The 22,393-nt window shown below is 58.1% G+C and carries 17 protein-coding genes; 10 read left to right on the top strand and 7 right to left on the bottom strand.

The window, feature by feature from the left end:
- Positions 1-24: 24 nt before the first annotated feature.
- The 4 genes from ACO0LO_RS13905 to ACO0LO_RS13890 all read left to right on the top strand — a co-directional run bounded on the left by ACO0LO_RS13905 (position 25) and on the right by ACO0LO_RS13890 (position 4,491).
- Positions 25-435 (top strand): VOC family protein, encoded by a 411-nt coding sequence (locus ACO0LO_RS13905; protein WP_422964824.1) that lies wholly within the window; start codon positions 25-27, stop codon positions 433-435.
- A 64-nt stretch (positions 436-499) separates the two neighbouring features.
- Positions 500-1,690 carry a benzoate/H(+) symporter BenE family transporter gene (locus tag ACO0LO_RS13900; protein ID WP_422964823.1) on the top strand — a complete coding sequence of 397 codons (1,191 nt, stop codon included), beginning with the start codon at positions 500-502 and terminating at the stop codon, positions 1,688-1,690.
- 121 nt (positions 1,691-1,811) lie between these two features.
- Positions 1,812-2,576, top strand: a complete 765-nt coding sequence (locus ACO0LO_RS13895; RefSeq protein ID WP_422964822.1) for a hypothetical protein — start codon at positions 1,812-1,814, stop codon at positions 2,574-2,576.
- A gap of 76 nt (positions 2,577-2,652) precedes the next feature.
- Positions 2,653-4,491, top strand: a complete 1,839-nt coding sequence (locus tag ACO0LO_RS13890) for a DUF885 domain-containing protein (RefSeq protein ID WP_422964821.1) — start codon at positions 2,653-2,655, stop codon at positions 4,489-4,491.
- 305 nt (positions 4,492-4,796) lie between these two features.
- On the opposite strand, the gene ACO0LO_RS13885 is transcribed toward ACO0LO_RS13890, so the two are convergent.
- The 5 genes from ACO0LO_RS13885 to prpB form a co-directional block, all read right to left on the bottom strand.
- Positions 4,797-6,686 (bottom strand): propionate--CoA ligase, encoded by a 1,890-nt coding sequence (locus ACO0LO_RS13885; protein WP_422964820.1) that lies wholly within the window; start codon positions 6,684-6,686, stop codon positions 4,797-4,799.
- Positions 6,687-6,912: 226 nt separating this feature from the next.
- The gene (gene prpF / locus ACO0LO_RS13880; protein WP_422964819.1) at positions 6,913-8,103 is read right to left on the bottom strand and encodes a 2-methylaconitate cis-trans isomerase PrpF; all 1,191 of its coding nucleotides are present in this window, start codon (positions 8,101-8,103) and stop codon (positions 6,913-6,915) included.
- Between the two features lie 21 nt (positions 8,104-8,124).
- Positions 8,125-10,719, bottom strand: coding sequence for a Fe/S-dependent 2-methylisocitrate dehydratase AcnD (gene acnD, locus ACO0LO_RS13875; protein WP_422964818.1), 2,595 nt, complete (start codon positions 10,717-10,719; stop codon positions 8,125-8,127).
- A gap of 59 nt (positions 10,720-10,778) precedes the next feature.
- Entirely contained in the window at positions 10,779-11,927 is a 1,149-nt protein-coding gene (gene prpC / locus ACO0LO_RS13870) for a bifunctional 2-methylcitrate synthase/citrate synthase (protein WP_422964817.1), read from the bottom strand.
- A gap of 69 nt (positions 11,928-11,996) precedes the next feature.
- A complete protein-coding gene (gene prpB, locus ACO0LO_RS13865) occupies positions 11,997-12,887 on the bottom strand; it encodes a methylisocitrate lyase (RefSeq protein WP_422964816.1) in 891 nt (296 codons plus the stop codon).
- Between the two features lie 218 nt (positions 12,888-13,105).
- Here prpB and prpR point away from each other — a divergent pair, with 218 nt between their 5' ends.
- From prpR to leuA, 6 genes are all read left to right on the top strand, one after another.
- Positions 13,106-14,785 carry a propionate catabolism operon regulatory protein PrpR gene (prpR, locus tag ACO0LO_RS13860; protein WP_422964815.1) on the top strand — a complete coding sequence of 560 codons (1,680 nt, stop codon included), beginning with the start codon at positions 13,106-13,108 and terminating at the stop codon, positions 14,783-14,785.
- A 183-nt stretch (positions 14,786-14,968) separates the two neighbouring features.
- Positions 14,969-15,352 (top strand): response regulator transcription factor, encoded by a 384-nt coding sequence (locus tag ACO0LO_RS13855; RefSeq protein ID WP_422964814.1) that lies wholly within the window; start codon positions 14,969-14,971, stop codon positions 15,350-15,352.
- Positions 15,349-15,960, top strand: coding sequence for a chemotaxis protein CheX (locus tag ACO0LO_RS13850; RefSeq protein ID WP_422964813.1), 612 nt, complete (start codon positions 15,349-15,351; stop codon positions 15,958-15,960). The genes ACO0LO_RS13855 and ACO0LO_RS13850 overlap by 4 nt, the downstream gene beginning before the upstream one ends.
- A complete protein-coding gene (locus ACO0LO_RS13845) occupies positions 15,960-16,964 on the top strand; it encodes a diguanylate cyclase (RefSeq protein WP_422964812.1) in 1,005 nt (334 codons plus the stop codon). Before ACO0LO_RS13850 ends, ACO0LO_RS13845 begins: the two co-directional genes overlap by 1 nt.
- A gap of 256 nt (positions 16,965-17,220) precedes the next feature.
- Entirely contained in the window at positions 17,221-17,367 is a 147-nt protein-coding gene (locus ACO0LO_RS13840; protein WP_422964811.1) for a hypothetical protein, read from the top strand.
- Between the two features lie 120 nt (positions 17,368-17,487).
- The gene (leuA, locus tag ACO0LO_RS13835; protein ID WP_422964810.1) at positions 17,488-19,185 is read left to right on the top strand and encodes a 2-isopropylmalate synthase; all 1,698 of its coding nucleotides are present in this window, start codon (positions 17,488-17,490) and stop codon (positions 19,183-19,185) included.
- A gap of 88 nt (positions 19,186-19,273) precedes the next feature.
- Here leuA and egtB read toward each other — a convergent pair whose 3' ends face one another.
- Together egtB and ACO0LO_RS13825 are read right to left on the bottom strand one after the other, a co-directional pair.
- On the bottom strand, positions 19,274-20,563 hold the full coding sequence (gene egtB / locus ACO0LO_RS13830; RefSeq protein WP_422964809.1) for an ergothioneine biosynthesis protein EgtB: 1,290 nt from the start codon (positions 20,561-20,563) through the stop codon (positions 19,274-19,276).
- A 307-nt stretch (positions 20,564-20,870) separates the two neighbouring features.
- On the bottom strand, positions 20,871-22,319 hold the full coding sequence (locus ACO0LO_RS13825; RefSeq protein ID WP_422964808.1) for an esterase/lipase family protein: 1,449 nt from the start codon (positions 22,317-22,319) through the stop codon (positions 20,871-20,873).
- Positions 22,320-22,393: the final 74 nt, after the last annotated feature.

Below are 22,393 nucleotides of genomic sequence, written 5' to 3'. Positions count from 1 at the left end.
CAGCTACTGCCTCCGGGAGACGCCATGCAACTTAATCCTTACCTCAATTTCAACGGCCGTTGCGAAGAAGCATTCACCTTTTATGAGCAGCGCCTCGGTGCAAAAATCGAGGCCGTATTCAAGTTTCGGGGCGCACCGATGGAAGCCCAATGCCCGCCGGACTGGCTGGACAAGGTCATGCATGCCAGCATCAGCATCGATGGGAAAATAGTGATGGGGTCGGACGGCATAAAAGGAGCGCCGGAAGAACCGCGAGGCTTCTCGCTGTCTCTCGGCGCCAAGGATGCCGCGGAAGCGGAGCGCCTCTTTAGCGCCCTGTCGGTGAACGCCATCGTTAAAATGCCGCTGCAGCAAACTTTCTGGGCTGAGCGCTTCGGCATGCTGACAGACCAGTTTGGCATTCCATGGATGGTGAGTTGCCAACCGTCGCAATAATTCCCCAATAATCCCTTTCTTTCCTCAGATGGCAGCAAGGTGTCACTGGCTGCCAGCCACGCTTATGGCCTTTTTAAAAGATTTTTCCATTTCCGCCGTGATTGCCGGTTTTGTCACGGTGCTGGTCGGCTTTACAAGCTCGGCAGTCATCGTTTTCCAGGCCGCCAGCGCGCTGGGAGCGACCACGGCGCAAGCCGGCTCATGGATGTGGGCGCTGGGCCTGGGTATGGGACTGACCTGCATAGGCTTGTCGCTGCGCTATCGCATTCCCGTCGCCACTGCCTGGTCCACGTCAGGCGCGGCGCTGCTGATTACGAGTACCGCGGGTGTCAGCATGCCGGAGGCGATAGGCGCCTTCCTGATCTCCGCTGCGCTGATCGCTGTCAGCGGCTTCACCGGCTGGTTTGAAAAGGTCATGAACCGCATCCCGATGGCGATTGCGTCCGGCATGCTGGCCGGCATCCTGCTGCGCTTCGGCCTCGATGCTTTTACTGCACTGAAGACGCAGTTCAGTATGGTGCTGGCAATGCTGCTGGCTTATCTGCTGATGCGCCGGCTGTTGCCGCGCTATGCGGTGATAGGCGCACTGCTGGCGGGCATTGCCATTGCTGCCGGCATGGGCCTGCTGCAATTGAATACCGTGACGCTGGAATTGGCAAAACCCGTCTTCACGATGCCGGCGTTTTCACTGCACGCCTTCGTCGGCGTTGCACTGCCGCTCTTCATTGTGACGATGGCGTCGCAGAATCTGCCAGGCGTTGCCACAATACGCGCATCCGGCTATGAGGCGCCGGTCTCCCCGCTGGTGGGCTGGACAGGCCTGGCCACGCTGTTGCTGGCGCCGTTCGGCGCCTTTGCGATCAACCTCGCGGCGATCACCGCCGCCATCTGCCTGGGCCGGGAAGCGCATGAAGATCCGTCCAAACGCTATGTAGCCGCCTTGTCTGCCGGTTTTTTCTATCTGCTGGTGGGCCTGTTCGGCGCCACCGTCGCCGCCGTATTTGCCGCCTTCCCGCGCGAACTGGTGCTGGCCATCGCCGGCCTGGCACTGCTGGGCACGATAGGCAACGGCCTGGTGCTGGCGCTGAGCACTGAACGCGACCGCGAACCTGCGCTGATTACCTTCCTGGTCACCGCGTCCGGCGTATCGCTGCTGGGCATAGGGTCGGCATTCTGGGGACTGATCGCAGGCGGACTGGCCTTGCTGATATTGCGCGGCAAGGTCGGCAGCACCGCTCCTGGCGGACAGAAATAAGGGCCGCCAAGATATTGAACCTATCCCGCAATCGAGGACGAGAGCATGCGTCACGCCTCGTCCTGTTACCGCGTCTTTTTCTTGACCCTGGGCACCGCCGCCTCGCCATCATTTCTTTTCCATGCCCACTATACTTGTCCTGAAACTTTTGCTGGTGCCCAGCCTGATTGGAGCCGTTACGCTGGCTGGCCGCAGATGGGGAGCGACGATCGCCGGCTGGCTATCCGCCTTCCCCATTGTTGCAGGTCCCATCCTGTTCTTTATTGCCATGGAGCGCGGAGTCGATTTTGCCCGTTCCGCCAGCGAAGGCACACTGGCGGCCGTCATCGCCATTCTTGTATTCGGCCTCGCCTACTCCTGGGCAGCCACCCGCCTGCGCTGGCATCTTTGCTTGCTGTGCGGCTTTTTCGCCTATGCGGTGGCAGTCTCTGCGCTGACCGGCTGGATACCGCCGCTGGCGCTGCTCTTTGCGCTGGTCGTTACGGCACTCTACTTTTCGCCGGCCTTGTTTCCGGTGACACCTGATACGGGAAAGCCGCCGCGTGCGGGCAACTTTGATCTTCCCATGCGCATGGGTACGGGCGCACTGCTGGTACTCAGCGTTACCTACTTTGCCGCAGCGCTGGGGCCGCGCCTGAGCGGCCTGTTTGCAATGTTCCCGGTCATGGGCACGGTACTGGTCGTGTTTTCCCATCGCAGCGCCGGCCATGGATTCGCCATTCATCTTTTACGAGGCATGGTCTATGGATGGTATTCCTTTGCCACATTCTGCGTCGTGCTCAACCTGAGCCTGGTCCCCCTGGGTATCGCGGGCAGCTTCCCGCTGGCACTCGCTGCAGCTGTCATCGTACAGATCGTGTCGCGCCGCTTGCTGCAAAAAAAGTGATCTATTGAACTTTAGCGCCCGCGTTCGATCCAACCGGCTTGCAAAATCCCGCGCCTCCTTATCAAGGAAACAATTCATGAAGCAAGCTTTGACATCCCGCGCACTGGCGCTACCCCTGAGCCTACTGGGTGCCGCCCTATTGCTGGCGCTGTCGCCCTTAAGCCACGCCGGAGCTACTCCACAGCTTGCCCCATCCATGGTGGCGACAAACGCCCAGGCCGGCAAGCAATTGAACGCGCTGGCCGACTACTACTATGAGCAGCAGGCCCGGCTGGAACCGTTTTCGGCAACCTTCAACGGAGACAACCGCTTTGACGACCGTCTGTCGATGACCATTGCGCCGAAAGTCCGTGCAAAGGAAATCGCGCTGTACCATGACATCGCCCGTAAATTGAAAGCCATACCGCGCCAGGCGCTAAACCATACGGATGCTGTCAGCTACGACATCCTCACTTATGAAATCAATACCGCGCTGAAGCTGGAGCATTTCAGCGACTATCTGCTTCCGCTGAACCAGATGGATAGCGTGCCCGTTACGCTGGCCAACCTGGCCGGCGGACAAAGCTCGCAACCGTTGCAGACCGTTGCGCAATACGATATTTTTCTGCGGCGGCTGACGCAGCTGCCGGCCTGGATAGATCAGGCCATGCTGAACATGCATGAAGGCATGCGGCGCGGCATCGTCTTGCCGCGCGCACTGGTTACTTCAGCTATTCCGCAATTCCAGAAGCTGGTCACCGCCACTGCGGAAGAACATCCGTATTACCAGCCCATCAAGGATATGCCGGCCAATTTCCCTGAAGCAGATAAAACCAGGCTGACGGCAGCCTATCGCGATGCCATCCACGACAAGCTCATCCCTTCGCTGCGCAAGCTGGACCAGTTCCTGGAAACCGATTATCTGGCCGCCAGCAGGCAGACCTCCGGCCTCGGCGCCCTGCCCAATGGCGCAGCGTGGTACAAAGCCTACGTGCAAAGCCAGACCACGACAACGCTGGAGCCCGAAGAAATCCACGCAATAGGCCTGCGGGAAGTCGCGCGCATACAGGCTGAATTTGCCAAGCTCGGCCCACAGTTGGGTTATGCCGGCGAACCTGCAGGCCTGCCCGGCTGGATGGCGGAACAGGCCAGATACAAACCCTTCACCAGCGAAGCAGAAATCCTGGATGCCTATAAAGCGCTGAACGCCAGGATCAAGACCAAGCTGCCGAGCCTGTTCAACGTCATTCCCAAAACCCCGCTGGACATACGCCCTGAACCGGAAATCAGCCGCGATACGGCCTCCGACCACTATGCGCCACCTGCGGCAGATGGCTCGCGCCCCGGTATTTTCTGGGCCGTCATCACCGATCCGAAACAATATGCAAACACGGAAATGACCACGCTGTTCCTGCACGAAGGACAGCCGGGCCACCATTTCCACCTGGCGCTGATGCAGGAAATGGATATCCCGAAATTCCGTAAATTCGGCGGTAACAACGCCTTTACTGAAGGCTGGGCGCTATATGCAGAAACCCTGGGCCGCGAGATGGGCCTGTACGAAGACCCGAATGCCTATGAAGGCCATCTGACGGATGAACTGCTGCGCGCATCGCGCCTGGTAGTGGACACCGGCCTGCACGCCAAAGGCTGGACCCGCGAACAGACCATACAATACCTGCGCGCGACCCTGGGCTACAGCGAAGCCGACGCCCGCAACGCCACCGAGCGCTACATGGCCTGGCCGGGCCAGGCATTGGGGTATAAGATAGGCTCGCTGAAAATCATGGAACTACGCCAGCGCGCAACGGCAGCATTAGGACCCAAGTTTAAGCTCAGCGCATTCAATGATGCTATTCTCAGCGACGGAACCCTACCCCTGGCTTTGCTTGAAGTGAAGATGGATAAGTGGATAGAAGAACAGAAAAAGCTGTAGGCTAGGCTGTATCTGGCCACTACAGAAGCTTGGCTGCTCAAGCTAAATCGGCTGGAAATTGCTTTGCTTTGCCGTTGCTTTTGACCTTACCCGCCGGGGCCCTGTGTCCCTAAAGGGAAGGCATCTTGCCTTCAAGATAAACCCCTTACGCAGGCGTGCAGCATGCTGCACGAATTCCCTACTACATCGCGGCTTTCATGCATCACAAAAAATGGAGCCGAATTGGGCCTCGCCCGAGGTGTAGCAGGAGTTTCTCGGGGCACTGCCCCGTACCTGCGAAACGGTATCTGCTTACAAGCGGAGAATCACAAAGCCAATACCTCCCGAATCTGCACCAAGGAAGCAGGATCCTCAATCGTCGTCAAATCCCCCGGATCCTTGCCTTCGCAGATCGCCTGTATAGCCCGCCGCAACAGTTTCCCCGACCGCGTCTTGGGCAGCATGGGCACAAAATACACCCGCGAAGGCCGTGCGATGGCGCCCAGTTGCCTGTCCACGACAGCCATCACATCTCCCTCCAGCGCCCTACGCGCCTCGGGAGATGCAGCCAGGTCAGGATTACGCAGGATTGCGAATGCCACCGCGGCCTGGCCCCTCACCTTGTCTTCCACACCAACAACGGCCACCTCGGATATTTGCGGATGGCTGGAAATGCTTTCCTCGATCTCGCGGGTGCCGAGGCGGTGGCCGGCTACATTGATGACGTCATCGGTGCGGCCGAGGATGAAGTAATAGCCATCCGCATCGCGGATGCCCCAGTCGAAGCTTGAATACACCTGCTGCCCGGCAAAATTGGACCAGTAGGTCTGTACGAAACGCTGGTCGTCGCCATACACCGTTTGCATGCAGCCCGGCGGCAGCGGGCCTTTGATGACGACAACGCCTTTCTGGTTGGGCGGGCATTCTTCACCGGTGGCGTCGTCCAGTATCTGCACCTTGTAGCCGTACATCGCAATGCCGGGGCTGCCAAGCCGCGTGGGCGTGTCCTCCACACCGTGAGCGACTGTCAGGATAGGCCAGCCGGTTTCGGTCTGCCAGTAATTGTCGATGACGGGAACGCCCAGTTCGCCTGCGATCCAGCTCGATGTGGTCTCATCCAGCGGCTCCCCGGCCAGGTAGAAGGCCTTCAGCGAAGACAGGTCGTATTTGTGCATCAGTTCCGGCGGATATTTTTTCAGCACGCGCACCGCGGTCGGTGCGGAGAACATTCTTGTAACCTTGTATTTTTCCACGATGCTCCACCAGATGCCCGCATCGGGCCTTATCGGCGTGCCTTCATACATGATAGTGGCCATGCCGGCAATCAGCGGGCCATACACGATATAGGAATGGCCGACCACCCAGCCTATGTCGGAGGTAGCGAAATAGGTTTCGCCCGGAATGCCGCAAAAGATATGCTTCATCGAAGAAGCCAGCGCCACCGCACAGCCGCCTACATCACGCTGCACACCCTTGGGCTTGCCCGTAGTACCGGACGTGTACAGTATGTACGACATGTCATTCGATTCCAGCCACGTCACCGGCACCTGGGCATCAAAATGGCGCTCGCGCAAGGCGGCATAATCTGCATCGCGGCCTGCGTTCAGCTTCATCGCTTCCAGCCCACGGTTGACCAGCAGCACATGCTGCGGCTTGTGTGCCGCCAGGTTGGTGGCCTCGTCCAGCAAAGGCTTGTAAGGCACCACCTTGCCGCCGCGCATGCCAGCATCGGCAGATACGATCAGCACCGGCTTGGCATCGTCAATGCGGCTGGACAGGCTCTTCGACGCAAATCCGCCGAACACCACCGAATGCACCGCGCCTATCCTTGCACAGGCCAGCATCGCAAACGCGGCTTCCGCGATCATCGGCATGTAGATCAGCACGCGGTCGCCCTTGCTGACGCCCAGCTCCAGCATCATCGCCGCTGCTCGGTTAATCTCTGCATGCAACTCGGCAAAGGTGTAGGTACGTTCGGTATTGGTTTCGGTAGAAACGGCGATCAGCGCGGGCTTTTCAGCCTGGCTGTCCAGCCAGCGGTCTACCGCGTTATGGCAAAGATTGGTCAGGCCGCCGGAGAACCATCTGGTGAACGGCGGATTGGATTCATCCAGGACCTGCGAAAATGGCTGGTGCCAATGAATCAGTTTTGCCTCATTGGCCCAGAAGGCTTCCGGGTCGTTCACCGACTGCTGATAAAACTCAGAATAGCGCATGCCAGTCTCCGTTTTTCTTTATTTATCCAGTGTAGGGCTGATGGCTTACCACTCTCTTACGCTGAAAATTTTTTCTCCGCTTTGATACCTATTTTTTCCACGGCATCAGCATTACACCGTATAGTGCAGCGCCAATAAAAAAAGCGCAGCGGCTTGCACCGTTGCGCTTTCCATGCAGGCAAAAGATCAGGGCTGCCATCTGTTTTACAGCGGCCGTTTCCCTGCGTTAAAAAGCATCGCCGGGTACCCTTATCCAGCCTTCCATCAGCACGCGCGCACTGCGGCTCATGATGGCCTTGGTGACACTCCATTCGCCGTTGCTCTCGCTGGCTTCGGCGCCGACCCGCAAGGTGCCGGATGGATGGCCGAAGCGCACGGCGCTGCGTGCGCCGCCGCCGGCAGCCAGATTGACCAGAGTGCCGGGAATCGCCGCAGCGGTGCCGATTGCAACAGCCGCCGTACCCATCATCGCGTGATGCAGCTTGCCCATGGACATGGCGCGCACCAGTAAATCAACGTCGGCAGCCGAGACCTGCTTGCCGCTGGAAGAAATATAATCGGCCGGCCTCGCGACAAACGCAAGCTTCGGCGTATGCTGGCGTTTGGCCGCTTCGTCCACATGCTTGATCAGGCCCATGCGTACAGCGCCGTGAGCGCGTATGGTCTCAAACATGGCCAGCGCCTTGGGATCGCTGTTGATTGCATCCTGCAACTCCGTACCCTTGTAGCCAATGGCTTCCGCATTGACGAAAATGGTCGGAATGCCAGCATTGATCATTGTGGCCTTCAGCGTGCCGACTCCGGGCACGTCCAGATCGTCAACCAATTGGCGGGTCGGGAACATGGCGCCGCCTACGCCTTCCTCTTCGGCGGCAGGGTCCATGAATTCAAGCTGCACTTCAGCCGCAGGGAAAGTCACGCCGTCCAGCTCAAAGTCGCCGGTTTCCTGCACTTCGCCGTTGGTCATGGGCACATGCGCGATGATGGTTTTGGCGATATTGGCCTGCCAGATCCGTATGACGGCGATACCATCTTTCGGCACCTTGCCTGCATCGACCAGACCGCCGCTGATGGCAAATGGGCCCACCGCGGCAGACAGGTTGCCGCAGTTACCGCTCCAGTCCACAAAGGCCTGGTCAATCGACACCTGGCCGAACAGGTAGTCGACATCGTGCCCAGGCTGGCTGCTTTTGGAAACGATGACAGTCTTGCTGGTGCTGGACGTTGCGCCGCCCATACCGTCTATCTGCTTGCCGTAAGGATCAGGACTGCCGATCACGCGCAGCAGCAGCGCATCGCGTGCAGCGCCGGGCGCTTGCGCAACGGCAGGCAAATCCTGCAGGCGAAAGAACACGCCCTTGCTGGTGCCGCCGCGAATGTAGGTGGCTGGTATTTTGATTTGACGCACATTACTCATGGCAATATATTCCTATCCACTCTAAGCAGCCTTTGTCGATGCGAGGAAATCCTGCGCGAAACGCTGCAACACGCCGCCGGCTTCATAAATTGCGACTTCTTCTGCAGTATCAAGCCTGCAGGTTACCGGTACTTCAACGCGTTCGCCGTGTTTACGTGTGATGACCAATGTCAGCGTGGAGCGCGGTGTGCACTCGCCAAGCACATCGAAAGTTTCGCTACCATCGATGGCGAGGGTCTTGCGGTCAGTGCCTGCCTTGAATTCCAGCGGCAGCACGCCCATGCCGACCAGGTTGGTGCGGTGGATACGTTCGAAGCCTTCGGCAGCAATAGCCTCTACACCTGCCAGACGTACCCCCTTGGCAGCCCAGTCGCGCGAAGATCCCTGCCCGTAGTCGGCGCCGGCAATGATGATCAGCGGCTGCTTGCGCTCCATATAGGTTTCGATCGCTTCCCACATGCGCATGACCTTGCCTTCCGGCTCCACACGCGTCAGGGAACCCGCTTTTACCTTGCCGTCCACGATGACCATTTCATTCTTCAGCGTCGGATTGGCGAAGGTTGCCCGCTGTGCCGTCAGATGGTCGCCGCGGTGCGTTGCATAGGAGTTGAAGTCCTCTTCCGGCAAACCCATTTTAGCCAGGTATTCGCCAGCAGCGCTGTCGAGCATGATCGCGTTCGATGGCGACAAATGGTCGGTGGTGATATTGTCGGGCAAAACCGCCAGCGGCCGCATGCCCTTCAGGCTGCGCTCGCCTGCGAGTGCGCCTTCCCAATACGGAGGGCGGCGAATATAGGTGCTCTGTGGGCGCCAGTCGTACAGCGGGCTAACCTTGGGCCCGGTTTCCACGCTAAAGGTAAACATCGGGTTGTACACATTGCGGAACTGCTCGGGCTTCACGCTGCTTGCAACGATGGCGTCAATTTCCTCATCGCTAGGCCAGATGTCGGCCAGCCGCACGGGATTGCCGTTGGCGTCGGTCCCGAGGATGTCCTTTTCAATATCGAAACGGATGGTGCCGGCAATCGCATACGCGACGACCAGCGGAGGCGATGCCAGGAACGCCTGTTTTGCATACGGATGGATGCGGCCATCGAAATTGCGGTTGCCGGACAGCACCGCGGTCGCATACAGGTCGCGGTCCACGACTTCCTTCTGGATGACCGGATCCAGCGCACCGCTCATGCCGTTGCAGGTAGTGCAGGCAAAGGCGACGACGCCGAAGCCGAGCTTTTCAAGCTCCGGCAGCAGGCCTGCCTCTTCCAGGTACAGTGCAACCGTCTTGGAACCGGGCGCCAGCGAACTTTTCACCCACGGTTTGCGCAACAGGCCCAGCCTGTTTGCATTGCGCGCGATCAGGCCGGCAGCGATCATGTTGCGCGGATTATTGGTGTTGGTGCAGCTGGTGATCGCAGCGATGATGACGGCGCCATCAGGCATCAGACCTGGTTCATTTTCCACCGTGCCGCTGATGCCACGCGCAGCCAGCTCAGACGTCGGCACACGGTTGTGCGGATTGGAAGGGCCGGCGATATTGCGCACCACCGACGACAGGTCGAAGCTGATGACTCTTTCGTATTCGGCAGTCTTCAGGCTGTCGGCCCACAGTCCGGTTTCCCGTGCGTAGGTTTCCACCAGCGAAACAAGTGCGTCGTCGCGGCCGGTCAGTTTCAGGTATTTGATGGTCTGCTCGTCGATGTAGAACATCGCCGCCGTAGAGCCGAATTCCGGCGCCATGTTGGAGATGGTCGCACGGTCGCCCAGCGTCAGGTGAGAAGCGCCTTCGCCATAGAACTCCAGATAGGAAGACACAACCTTTTGCTTGCGCAGGAATTCGGTCAACGCCAGCACGGTGTCGGTCGCGGTGATGCCCGGCTGCGGTTTGCCGGTCAGCTCCACGCCGATGATGTCCGGCAGGCGCATCCACGACGCACGGCCCAGCATCACGCTTTCTGCCTCCAGGCCGCCGACGCCGATAGCGATGACACCCAATGCATCCACCATCGGCGTATGGCTATCGGTGCCGACCAGCGTGTCCGGAAAGGCCACGCCGTTCTGTACCTGCACCACAGGCGACATACGTTCCAGGTTGATCTGGTGCAGGATACCGTTGCCTGGAGGGATGACGTCAACGTTCTTGAACGCCTTCTTGGTCCAGTCGATAAAATGGAAGCGGTCTTCGTTACGGCGATCTTCGATAGCGCGGTTTTTTTCAAACGCGTTTTCATCGAAGCCGCCGCACTCCACCGCCAGCGAATGGTCCACGACCAGCTGTGTCGATACCACAGGATTGACCAGCGCGGGATCGCCGCCCTGTGCAGCAATGGCATCACGCAGGCCGGCCAAGTCAACCAGCGCGGTCTGGCCGAGGATGTCATGGCAGACCACACGTGCCGGGAACCATGGGAAGTCCAGGTCGCGCTTGCGTTCGATCAATTGCTTGAGCGAATCGGTCAGGGTCGCAGGATCGCAACGGCGCAGCAGGTTTTCCGCCAGCACGCGCGATGTGTACGGCAATTTTGCATAAGCGCCGGGCTGGATTGCATCGACCGCGGCGCGCGCATCGAAATAATCCAGCTTGGTGCCCGGCAGGGGTTTTCGGTGTAAGGTATTCATGGCTCAGTATTCATGGCTCATTGAAAAAAGAAGCAATCAAAGCTGCTTTTATTTTATTTTTATTTGCGGCTCTTGATCGGGACAAACTTCAGGTCTTCCGGCCCGACGTAATTGGCGCTTGGGCGGATGATCTTGTTGTCGATACGCTGCTCGATGATGTGGGCAGCCCAGCCGGAGGTACGCGCGATCACGAACAGCGGCGTGAACATCGCGGTCGGCACACCCATCATGTGGTAGGACACGGCGGAGAACCAGTCCAGATTCGGGAACATCTTCTTGATATCCCACATGACCGTTTCCAGGCGCTCGGCGATATCGAACATCTTCGTCGAACCGGCCTCCTTGGACAGCTTGCGCGCCACTTCCTTGATGACCTTGTTGCGCGGATCGGAGATCGTGTACACAGGATGGCCGAAACCGATGATGACTTCCTTGTTTTCCACGCGCTTTTTGACATCGGCTTCGGCTTCATCCGGATTGTCGTAGCGCTTCTGGATTTCAAACGCGACTTCGTTGGCGCCGCCATGTTTAGGACCGCGCAACGCGCCTATGCCGCCGGTGATGGCGGAATACATGTCGGAACCTGTGCCGGCGATGACGCGGCTGGCGAATGTCGACGCATTGAATTCGTGTTCGGCGTACAGGATCAGCGACGTGTGCATCGCTTTTTCCCATTCGTCGGAAGGTTTGACGCCATGCAGCAGGTGCAGAAAGTGGCCGCCTATGGATTCATCATCGGTTTCCACTTCGATGCGCTTGCCGTTGTGGCTGTAGTGGTACCAGTACAGCAGCATGGAACCGAGCGAAGCCATCAGGCGGTCGGCGATGTCGCGCGCGCCTGGCGTATTGTGGTCGTCTTTCTCGGGCAATACGCAACCCAGCGCGGACACGCCGGTGCGCATCACGTCCATGGGATGGGACGATGCAGGCAGCCATTCCAGCGCCGCTTTCACGTTGGCAGGCAAGCCGCGCAGGGCTTTCAACTTGGCCTTGTAGGCACGCAGCTCTGCAACGGTAGGCAGCTTGCCGTGTACCAGCAGATGCGCGATTTCTTCAAACTCGCAGGAGTCCGCCACATCCAGGATGTCGTAGCCGCGGTAATGCAGGTCGTTGCCTGTCTTGCCGACTGTGCACAGCGCGGTATTGCCGGCAGTGACGCCGGACAGCGCAACGGATTTTTTGGGCTTGAAGCCAGTTGTTTCTGTCATTTGGTATCTCCAGTATATAGGTATGGATAGAAGGCAGGCGCATGGCCGCTACGCCTTCAGCAATTCTGTTTATTTACTCTTTTGCTGGGCAAACAGGGCATCCAGCTTCTGCTCAAAATCATGGTAGTTGATGCGGTCGTACAATTCCATGCGTGTCTGCATGGTATCGACGACGCTCTTCTGCGTGCCGTCGCGGCGGATTGCCGTGTATACATTTTCTGCCGCCTTGTTCATCGCGCGGAAAGCCGACAGCGGATACAGCACGATGCCAACGTCGGCAGTTTTCAACTCTTCCACCGTAAACAGCGGCGTGGCGCCGAATTCCGTGATATTCGCCAGGATAGGCACCTTGACCGCGCTGGCAAATTGCTTGTACATGCTCAGGTCGGTGATTGCTTCCGGGAAGATCATGTCCGCACCCGCTTCCACGCAGGCCACGGCACGTTCTATCGCGGCATCCAGTCCTTCCACGGCCAGGGCATCGGTACGCGCCATGATGACGAAATTTTCATCGGTGCGGGCATCCACTGCCGCCTTGATGCGGTCCACCATCTCAGCCTTGCTGACGATTTCCTTGCCCGGGCGGTGGCCGCAACGTTTGGCGCCGACCTGGTCTTCGATATGCATGGCCGCAGCGCCGAACTTGATCATGGATTTGACGGTGCGCGCCACATTGAACGCCGACGCGCCGAAACCGGTGTCCACGTCGACCATCAGCGGCAGGTCGCACACATCGGTAATACGGCGCACGTCGGTCAAGACGTCGTCCAGGTTGGAGATGCCCAGGTCAGGCAAGCCCAGCGAACCCGCGGCAACTCCGCCGCCGGACAGGTAGATGGCTTTGAAGCCAGCGCGCTTGGCCAACAACGCGTGATTGGCATTGATCGCGCCGACGAGTTGCAAGGGGGACTCTTCCTGTACCGCCTTACGGAAAGCGGCGCCTGCAGAATAATTGCTCATTTGCATCCTTTTTGAATGTTTAAATGTGTACGACAATGTTCGTTATAGTGCAATCGCCATGCCAGTACGGGCTTTTACAGACGCTCTAACGATATGCCCTTGCAAATCAAACACTTAAGCCGGCATGGGCTAGAGCCGCGACAACACAGCATCGCAAATATGTTTCATAATACGTTTCACTCTGGAATTTGAAACAAAATTTGAAACATTTCTGAAACATGCGAACTTCTCCTGCTCTGCCGCGCGACAGTAGCGATAAACCCGTGATCTGGACCGTATCCATCTCACGCCTGTTCGACCTGTTCCGCGACATCATGGTCGAATACGATGCCAGCGCCGCTATCGAACCCATCCACATGGGATTTGAAGAGGCGGCGATCCACATCCGCGAGCGCCTGAAAACGGAACGCTGCGATGCAGTGATCGCCGCCGGCTCAAACGGCGCCTACCTGAAAAGCCGCCTATCTATACCGGTGGTTATTGCCAGAGCCAGCGGTTTCGACGTGATGCAGGCACTGGCGCGTGCGCGCAAGGTATCGGCGGAAATCGGCCTGATCACCTATCAGGAAACGATGCCGGAACTGACCGAGTTCATGACCACTTTCGGCTTTCGCATCGTGCAGCGCACCTATGTGACAGAAGAAGACGCGCGGGCCCAGATCAGCGAACTGAAAGCTGCCGGCATCCAGGCCGTGGTCGGCGCCGGACTGATCACCGACCTGGCCGAAGAAGCCGGGCTCACAGGCATCTTCGTGTACTCCGCGGCATCGATACGGCAGGCCTTCGACGACGCGCTGGAGATCGCCCGCCTTACCCGGCTGGAATCCACGCGCGGGCGCAGCTACCCCGTCGCGGATTCCTTGCGCGCCCGGCATGGCATCAACGATTTGCGCGGAGAATCGCAGGCCATGCAGGCGGTGCGCCAGTCGATTACGCTATTTGCCCGATCGCCCGCCACCGTGCTGATCCAGGGCCAAACCGGCACCGGCAAGGAACTGGCAGCCCAGGCGATGCACAGGGAAAGCCCGCGCGCGCGGCAGGCCTTTGTCGCCGTCAATTGCGGCGCCATTGCCGAATCCTTGCTGGAATCCGAATTATTCGGCTATGAGGAGGGTGCGTTCACGGGCTCCCGCCGCGGCGGCCACGCCGGCCTGTTTGAAGCGGCACACCGCGGCACGCTATTTCTGGACGAGATAGGCGAAATGCCGACCAGCCTGCAAACACGGCTGCTGCGGGTGCTGGAAGAGCGCGAAATTGTACGGGTGGGCGGCACCCGGCCTATCCCGGTGGACGTGCGCATCATCAGCGCCACGCACTGCGACCTGGAAGCGCGAATGCGCGAAGGCCGCTTCCGCTCCGACCTGTACTACCGTCTGGCGGTGCTGCGCCTGCAGCTTCCTGCACTCTGCGACAGAAGCGAAGACCTGGCAGAACTCGCGGAATGGAGCCTGAAAACAGCACTGGCGGCGCTGGGCACACGCCCGCACGCTAACCTGCACGCCGAAGTGCTGGCATGCGCCGACTTGTTAAAGGCCTATGCGTGGCCAGGCAACGTTAGGGAGTTGCGCAACCTGATGGAAAGGCTGGCGCTATTCCTCGCGGCCCAGCCCTTGCAGGCACTCACACCCAGCTTTGTCGCAAGGATTGCGCCGGAAATCACGATGAATGCAACGCACTCCTCCGTGCCTGCCCTGCCCTATCAAACACCCGACTCTTCAAGCGATGCACTGCCGGCCATCGCGGCGGCTGATGGAGGCGCTGATGGCCCCTTTCTCACGGCACTGATGCTGCGCTTCGACAACAAGCGTGAGGCAGTCGCCGCCCACCTCGGAATCAGCCGCACGACCTTGTGGAGACGGCTGCGTAAGGCGGGAATAAGGGAAGATATTCCAAAATAGCCCGATGGTTGCCATTTTTACCACGGGCCACAGCAGCGTGTGCGGCCGCTTTCTTCATGGATAACCGGCCCCCGGATGGAACATGGAAAAGCAGGAAAAGTTGACATTCTTTGACGCATGATTGCCTTCGGGCTAAGGTAGAATGTGTGGACGGGAACGAGCGTCGAAACGTAGAGAAATATCATGGCATCTGAAAACAGTATTAAAAAACTATTGATCGTTGACGACAGCAAAGTATCGCGCATGGTCATCCGCGCGCACATCAAGGCTGTCCATCCTGAATGGGAAATTCTGGAGGCGACCAATGGCAACGATGCCATCGTGGCTGCCGATAACCAGCGCCCGGACTACTGCACGATGGACATCAACATGCCCGGCATACTGGGCACCGACGCTGCTGAACAGATCCTGCAGAAACATCCTGCCATGCGCATCGTCATTTTTTCCGCCAATATCCAGGAAAGCTTCCAGATGCGCTCCAATGCGGTGGGCGCCGTCTTCGTCGCCAAACCGGTGACGGAAAAATCCATCGCCCATGCACTCGACCACTTCAAGGGCGCAAAGTGAATACCCTGACCGACATCCACCTGGATGCGCTGGCTGAAGTGTTCAACATCGGCGCCGGTCGCGCTGCTGCCAGTCTCAGCGAAATTGTCGGCGACGAAGTGAAGCTGTCTGTACCATCCGTGGAAATCAAGAAATCTTCGGAAGTCAACGCCGCTATCATGGCAATGAACAGTGCCAAGTTTGGCGCCGTCACACAGCAGTTTACCGGTCCTTTCGATGCCAAGGCACTACTGTTATTTACCGAACACCATGCACTGGAAATCGTTCGCGACATGATGGGTTCGCAAATGAGCACCGAAGAACTGGCGGAGTTCGAACAGGATGCGATGTGCGAACTCGGCAACATCATCCTGAACGCCTGCCTGTCGGCAATGGCAGACATGCTGAAAATCTCGCTGAGCAGCTCGCTGCCCAGCTACACGGTAGCCTCTACCGATGAGCTTTTCAGGCGCATAGGAGAGAATACCGATCAGCCTTTCATCCTGATCCTGCATATCGACCTGATCATCGAAAAGCGCCTTTCCGAAGGCCATCTGGTGTTCCTGCTCAGCTCGGTATCATTGAAGAACCTCGTCTCACATATAGAGCGTTATCTGGAAAGTATTTAATGCCCTCGCAATCTCGGAATTTGCCCGATTTATCTGCCTCGTACACGGAACAGATCTTCAACGCCGTCAACCTGGGATTGATCATGGTTGACGCGGACGAGAGGGTCTTGCTGTGGAACGACTGGATGAGCAAGCACAGCAACCTGCCCCAGGAGCAGGTGTCCGGAAAAAAACTGGCGGATGCATTTGAAAGCGTGCCTGCGCCTGCGTTCCTGACAGCAGTGAGAAATACACTGAACCACGGCCTGCCGGTGCTATTGTCGAACGCCTTACACCGCGCTCCTTTGCCCTTGTTTGATCCTGCGGAACTAGGTAATGAAAAAATCCGCATGCATCAATCCATTTCGATCACGCCGCTGGCCGGAGCGGATGGCGCGCGCTGCTGCCTGATACAAATTACAGACTCCAGCACGTCCATCAAGCGTGAAAAAATGCTGCGTTCGCATTCCGAGATGCTGAAGGTGGAAGCGACTACCGACAGCCTTACCGGCATTTACAACCGGCGCTTCTTCGACGAACACTACAAGATGGCGGTGGGCCACTCGCGGCGCGAAAAATTGCCGCTGACCGTTTTCATGATCGATATCGATTTCTTCAAGGAATACAACGATTATTACGGGCACTTCGCGGGCGACAAAACACTGACTGCGGTCGCCAACACGCTGAAGGCACAGCTGTACCGGTCCACCGATGTGCTGGCGCGATACGGCGGCGAGGAATTCATCCTGATGCTGCCCAACATGCCGGAAGAGTCTGCCTTGCAGTTTGCGGAAAAACTGCGCTCGGCAATCTGGAACCTCGCCCTCTCGCACGTAAAATCCAGGGTCGCGCAGCAATTGAGCATCAGCATCGGCCTCAGTACCTACAATCAGGAAAATGAAGGCGACCTGAAAATATTGCTGAAATGCGCGGACGCAGCCTTGTATAAAGCGAAACAGAATGGCCGCAACCAGAGCGTGCAGATGCCGCTGAGCGACATGACGGCAATTTCCAGCGTCAGCTAAATAAACAGTTGACGCGGTCCCGAATATTCATTTATATTAGATTCCATGCACCCGAAACACTCCACATCAACTGCCAGGAAACTGACCCACACCAAGCAAGACTTGCTGCTGGCGTCTTCCGCATTGATGCTGCTAACACTACTAACTCTACTACTAGTCAAATAATCTAGTCGTAGCAGCACGCTGTACCCAGAAGTAAATTCCACCCCATGCAAGCAGTACCGGATCAGCCGAACTGATCCAACAGAGAGCCGACATGCACCCACGCGCAGCCACCGTAACGATATCTCAAAGCGACGTCATCGCTATGAGCGTTGCTGTGCGCCTGCAGGCATTGTTCGCCCTGCTGCTATCGCCACTACTATCGCTACTGCTACCGACCGGTTACCTGGCCTCGCGTTAAGTTCGTAAGTGGCAGCCAGTTAGCCTTCCGCCACATCCCCGCTACGTTTCATTTTAATTACCGTTAAAACCTACCGGCACCGCGCCAAGGCGAGCTGCCGTCCCTACTGGAGAAAGTATCATGATGTCACCTAATCCTTCTGCAAAATATCGCCCCTTCCCTGCTGTGCAGTTGACTGACCGGACCTGGCCCAACCAGGTCATCAGCAAGCCCCCGGTCTGGATGAGCACGGATCTGCGTGACGGCAACCAGGCGCTGATAGAGCCGATGAGCGCCGCGAAGAAATTGCGCTTCTTTGAAATGCTCGTCAAGATAGGCGTGAAGGAGATTGAAGTCGCCTTTCCCTCGGCATCCGATACCGATTTTGATTTCGTGCGCAAGCTGGTGACGGAGGACCGCATCCCCGATGACGTGACGATAGAAGTGCTGACACAGTCGCGTGAAGACCTGATCCGCCGCACCGTGGATTCGGTCCAGGGCGCAAAGCGCGCCATCATCCATTTGTATAACCCGGTTGCGCCTGCCTTCCGGCGCATCGTGTTCGGCATGACGCGCGAAGAAGTGAAAACCATCGCGGTTACCGGCACGACATTGATCAAACAGCTGACCGATGCGCGGCCGGAGACCGAATGGATTTTCGAATATTCGCCTGAAACCTTCAGCATGGCGGAACTGGATTTTTCCAAGGAAATCTGCGATGCCGTCGCCGACGTCTGGCAGCCAACACCGCAGCGCAAGATGATCGTCAACCTGCCCTCTACTGTTGAATGCACGACGCCCAATGTCTATGCAGACCAGATAGAGTGGATGCACAGGAATCTCGCAAGGCGCGACTCCATTGTGCTCAGCGTGCATCCGCACAACGACCGCGGCACCGCCGTCGCTTCCGCCGAGCTGGCCGTCATGGCCGGCGCCGACCGCGTGGAAGGCTGCCTGTTCGGCAACGGCGAGCGCACCGGCAACGTGGATCTGGTGACGCTGGCGCTGAATTTGTATACACAGGGCGTGCATCCCGGCCTGGATTTTTCCGACATCGATGCAGTGCGGCAGTGCGTGGAGGAATGTAACCAGCTGCCGGTGCATCCTCGCCATCCGTATGTCGGCGACCTGGTCTTTACCGCTTTTTCCGGCTCACACCAGGACGCCATCAAGAAGGGTTTCGCCAAGCAAGACAAGGACGCCATCTGGGAAGTTCCTTATTTGCCTATCGACCCGGCCGACCTCGGCCGCAGCTACGACGCGGTTATCCGTGTCAACAGCCAGTCCGGCAAGGGCGGCATGGCCTTCCTGCTGGAGCAGGAATACGGCCTTGCGCTGCCGCGCCGCCTGCAAATCGAGTTCAGCCGCGCGGTACAGGCTGTTGCCGATGAAAGCGGCAAGGAAATGACCGCCGACAATATCCATTCCATCTTCCGCCAGGAATACCTGGAAGCACAAGCACCTTACGCCTATCAGGCACACTACATTCTGGAAAACAGAAAATCGCCATCAGAACAGTCGCAGGTACAACTGCACATTGATCTGCTGCACCATGGACAGCCACAAGCGATCCATGGTGCAGGGAATGGTCCCATCGACGCCATCGTGCATGCATTCCAGTCCACAGGCCAGGATATCAGGGTGATGGATTACCATGAGCATTCGATAGGCGCCGGCGCCAACGCGCAGGCAGCCTGCTATATCGAGGTACGCGTCGGAAACGGCCCGACCAGGTTCGGCGTCGGCATTGATGAAAATATTGTCACAGCCTCGTTCAAGGCCGTACTGAGCGCGGTGAACAGGGATTATGCCGCAGGCCAGGTGGGAATGGCAGCCTAAGCAGCGAAGCCGGCACGCGCTGAAGGTATTATCGCAAACAAGCCGGCATTCGCCGGCTTGTTTGCGTTGCGCGACCTCCGCCGTAACATTATTTGGCCAGCCGTATTCCCGTAAACTGCCACCTTGCGGTAGACGGGAAGAAGTTGCGGTAAGTCGCCCTCGCGTGCCCTGTCGGCGTGGCGCACGAAGAACCCCGAAGCACATATTGGTTCACCATGAACTTGCCATTGTATTCTCCGATTGCCCCTTCGGCAGATACATAACCGGGATAGGGCGCATAGCTGCTGGTGGTCCACTGCCAGGCAACGCCGAACGTGTCCGTCAACGCAGCATGGTTGGTGCTGGGTTCGGGATGCAGGTTGGGAACCAGGTTGCCGGGAATCATGTCCACCTTGCACGCCGCATGCTCCCACTCGGATTCGGTCGGCAGGCGCGCGCCTACCCAGCGGGCGTAAGCTTCGGCTTCAAAAAAAGAAAGATGCGTCACCGGCCGGTGAAGATCCAGCGGCAGCAAGCCGTGCAGCGTGAACTCCAGCCAGGTCGTATGTTTTTCGTCCGGGCTGGCGGAAAGCGCCGGATGCCAGTACAAAGGATGGCCGAGCCGCTCCGTCCTGACCCAGTCCCAGCCTTCAGACAGCCACAGAGTCGGCTCCTGGTAGCCGCCCGCTTTGACAAACTCCAGATATTCGCCATTGGTGACCAGACGCGAAGCCAGCGAGAATTTTTCGACAAACTGGCGGTGCTTCGGCAATTCATTGTCGAAGCAGAAGCTGTCCGACGCGTGCCCTATTTCCACCACGCCGGCATCAAACTCCAGCCATGCGATTGCCGGCGGCGTTAGCGCCGGTTCCAGCGCCTCGCCGGAATAGGCAGGTTTCAGCGGATTCAGCGACAGCAGATACTTCAGGTCCGTCATCATCAGTTCCTGATGCTGCTGCTCATGCTGCAGACCCAGTTCCACCAGCATGGCCAATTCCTTGGAATGCGGGCTGAACAGGTCATGCTTTGCCAGCAGCGCCTGCACCCGGTCATCGACATTGGTACGGTAAGCCAGCACCTCCGCCAAGGACGGCCGCGTCAGCATGCCGCGCTGCGCGCGCGGATGCTTGTCGCCGACACCGTTGTAATAAGAGTTGTACAGTACGCGAAATGCCGGGTCATGGGCCTGGAAATCGGTTTCGAATTTTTCCAGGATAAAGGTCTCAAAGAACCACGTCGTATGCGCAAGGTGCCATTTGATGGGGCTGGCATCCGGCATGGCCTGCACGCAGCAATCCTCTTCGGACAAGGGCTCCGACAAGGTAACAGAACGGGTGCGGACCAGTGAAAACTGGTTGCGCAGGCAATCGGAGACGGTAATAAAGTGTGGGTTCAGCATGATGTCCTTACCGGGGCAAGGTAGGGAAGACGTGCTTTCAGCATTCCCTGGCCCGCCACTGCATTTTGTTTCCTTGAGCTAATCTACTATATCTTAGTATAGGTTGCAAAATGACGTTTGGTATGTACGACAATTAACAAAGTGGATTAGTGGAAATAGCCTCACTCCCGTTCGCCGCAAACAAAAATGTGCCTAAAAAACAACTGGGATATCGCGTTTTTTGATTGAACACCGCTCCAGATAGAGGGCAGCCGGGAACAGCGGGCGGTGCTGTAACCACGCCGCCTGCCGATGGTGGCAAAATGCCTTAGCCGACGCGCGTCAACTTGAACACATTTTCCTTGGGCACGCGCGGAATCACAATCTGCAGGAAGTGCGTAGCGTTCCGCCTCAGCCAGCGTTTGGTCAGCTCGCCCTGGAAATGCAGGGGAATTTCCATGCTGCCCAGCCTGCCGTCGCGGGTGAAGTAATCGATATTGGGGCCGGGTGAAGCCGCCGATACTGACATCATCAGCACCGGATCTGCATCCTGGCTCAGCAAAGGGTAGTAGCCGTACATCAGGTCGGAACGGTCGAAGTAGATATTGCGCAAGGCGGCATTCTGCGAATTAATCTTGACGTCTTCGATCACATGCGCGTGAATGTAAAGGTTGGCCTCGTCATAGGCCGGATCTTTGACACCGGGAGAGAATTCCAGGAAATAATCCGGCACAGGCTTGCCGAAATCGTCCACGACATAACAATTGGCCTGCATATACTGGTGGTAGATCTGCAAGCTCTTATCGGTCAGCGCGCTGCCCTGGTCTGCGCGCGCCAGCGCAGCGGTCGCTTCGCTGAGCGCATCCCATTCCGCCTGTATCTTCTGATAGGCAGTGAAGCTGCCGCAAGAGAGTGCCTGCAGAACCAGCTGGCCCAGCCGCGCCTTCTCGGCTTCACTTTCCGGAATGCCATCCTGGTTGTCTGCCACCGCGCGGTCCGGGTCGGTAATGGAACCGTGCGTGCGGGTCGGCAATACTGCCAGCGGCACCTCTGCTTCCAGCCGCGACTCCCAGACAGTGACAGCCTGGTCCGGGCTGTCAGCATTAAAATTGATGGTGGCGCCGCGGGCGTTCATATTGGCCGCACATACGCGCACGGTGCCGTCGGCGCCATTTTCATTGATGAGCTGGCGGAACAGGCTATTGTAAGGATGCGTGCCGACAATGACAAAGGGCCAGACCCGGTCTGCGCCGTAATAGTGGTTCGTATCCGCGGCATCCGGCGCTTTCAGCAGGTCGCGCTGCGCCAGCTCCCATTGATAGGGCGAGGACAGCTCCAGGTCATTGAGCATCGCCTGGCCGGTCTGGAAACCGTTGTTATACCCTTTGGCAAGGCGGCCGAGGAAACTCTTGCCGGTAGCCGCCAGTTTGGAGCCGAAGTTGGCAGGCGCCAGCATCACCAGCCGCTTCATCGGACAGGTTTCTGCCTTGCCGCGATAGTGCGTCGTCAGCCACTCCCTGGCAACCAGGCCGCCGGTACTGTGTACGATTACGTCAAAACTGGGTTCCAGCTCGCCCGTGCCCAGCATCGCATCGATGACTTCGCCCATGCTCCTGCCAACGTCGGCCACCCGGACATCATCATCCAGGGAGATATAGTCGCCGAGCCACATTTCCCGGGCCTGATAGCCGTTATCTTCAAGGAAGTCGGCCAGAGGATGAAAGGAGGCGGAAGTGTCACTCCAGCCATGGATAATCAGCACCTGTTGCGGCATCATGCGCTCCGATGTGGTTGATGTTCGATGTTGGGATATCGGGCATCATGCCACAAGCGCAGCAAATTTTGTGGTTA

The sequence above is a fragment of the Undibacterium sp. TJN25 genome (genome assembly GCF_049339885.1).
GTDB lineage: Bacteria > Pseudomonadota > Gammaproteobacteria > Burkholderiales > Burkholderiaceae_D > Undibacterium.
The sequence above is the reverse complement of the archived record's forward strand: the minus strand, read 5'-3'. Positions and strand labels throughout refer to the sequence as shown.

Excerpts from the sequence above, each read along its gene's own strand:
- ACO0LO_RS13905 (WP_422964824.1), top strand. The coding sequence starts at position 25 with ATGCAACTTAATCCTTACCTCAATTTCAACGGCCGTTGCGAAGAAGCA.
- ACO0LO_RS13900 (WP_422964823.1), top strand. The coding sequence starts at position 500 with ATGGCCTTTTTAAAAGATTTTTCCATTTCCGCCGTGATTGCCGGTTTT.
- ACO0LO_RS13895 (WP_422964822.1), top strand. The coding sequence starts at position 1,812 with ATGCCCACTATACTTGTCCTGAAACTTTTGCTGGTGCCCAGCCTGATT.
- ACO0LO_RS13890 (WP_422964821.1), top strand. The coding sequence starts at position 2,653 with ATGAAGCAAGCTTTGACATCCCGCGCACTGGCGCTACCCCTGAGCCTA.
- ACO0LO_RS13885 (WP_422964820.1), bottom strand. The coding sequence starts at position 6,686 with ATGCGCTATTCTGAGTTTTATCAGCAGTCGGTGAACGACCCGGAAGCC.
- prpF (WP_422964819.1), bottom strand. The coding sequence starts at position 8,103 with ATGAGTAATGTGCGTCAAATCAAAATACCAGCCACCTACATTCGCGGC.
- acnD (WP_422964818.1), bottom strand. The coding sequence starts at position 10,719 with ATGAATACCTTACACCGAAAACCCCTGCCGGGCACCAAGCTGGATTAT.
- prpC (WP_422964817.1), bottom strand. The coding sequence starts at position 11,927 with ATGACAGAAACAACTGGCTTCAAGCCCAAAAAATCCGTTGCGCTGTCC.
- prpB (WP_422964816.1), bottom strand. The coding sequence starts at position 12,887 with ATGAGCAATTATTCTGCAGGCGCCGCTTTCCGTAAGGCGGTACAGGAA.
- prpR (WP_422964815.1), top strand. The coding sequence starts at position 13,106 with ATGCGAACTTCTCCTGCTCTGCCGCGCGACAGTAGCGATAAACCCGTG.
- ACO0LO_RS13855 (WP_422964814.1), top strand. The coding sequence starts at position 14,969 with ATGGCATCTGAAAACAGTATTAAAAAACTATTGATCGTTGACGACAGC.
- ACO0LO_RS13845 (WP_422964812.1), top strand. The coding sequence starts at position 15,960 with ATGCCCTCGCAATCTCGGAATTTGCCCGATTTATCTGCCTCGTACACG.
- ACO0LO_RS13840 (WP_422964811.1), top strand. The coding sequence starts at position 17,221 with ATGCACCCACGCGCAGCCACCGTAACGATATCTCAAAGCGACGTCATC.
- leuA (WP_422964810.1), top strand. The coding sequence starts at position 17,488 with ATGATGTCACCTAATCCTTCTGCAAAATATCGCCCCTTCCCTGCTGTG.
- egtB (WP_422964809.1), bottom strand. The coding sequence starts at position 20,563 with ATGCTGAACCCACACTTTATTACCGTCTCCGATTGCCTGCGCAACCAG.
- ACO0LO_RS13825 (WP_422964808.1), bottom strand. The coding sequence starts at position 22,319 with ATGATGCCGCAACAGGTGCTGATTATCCATGGCTGGAGTGACACTTCC.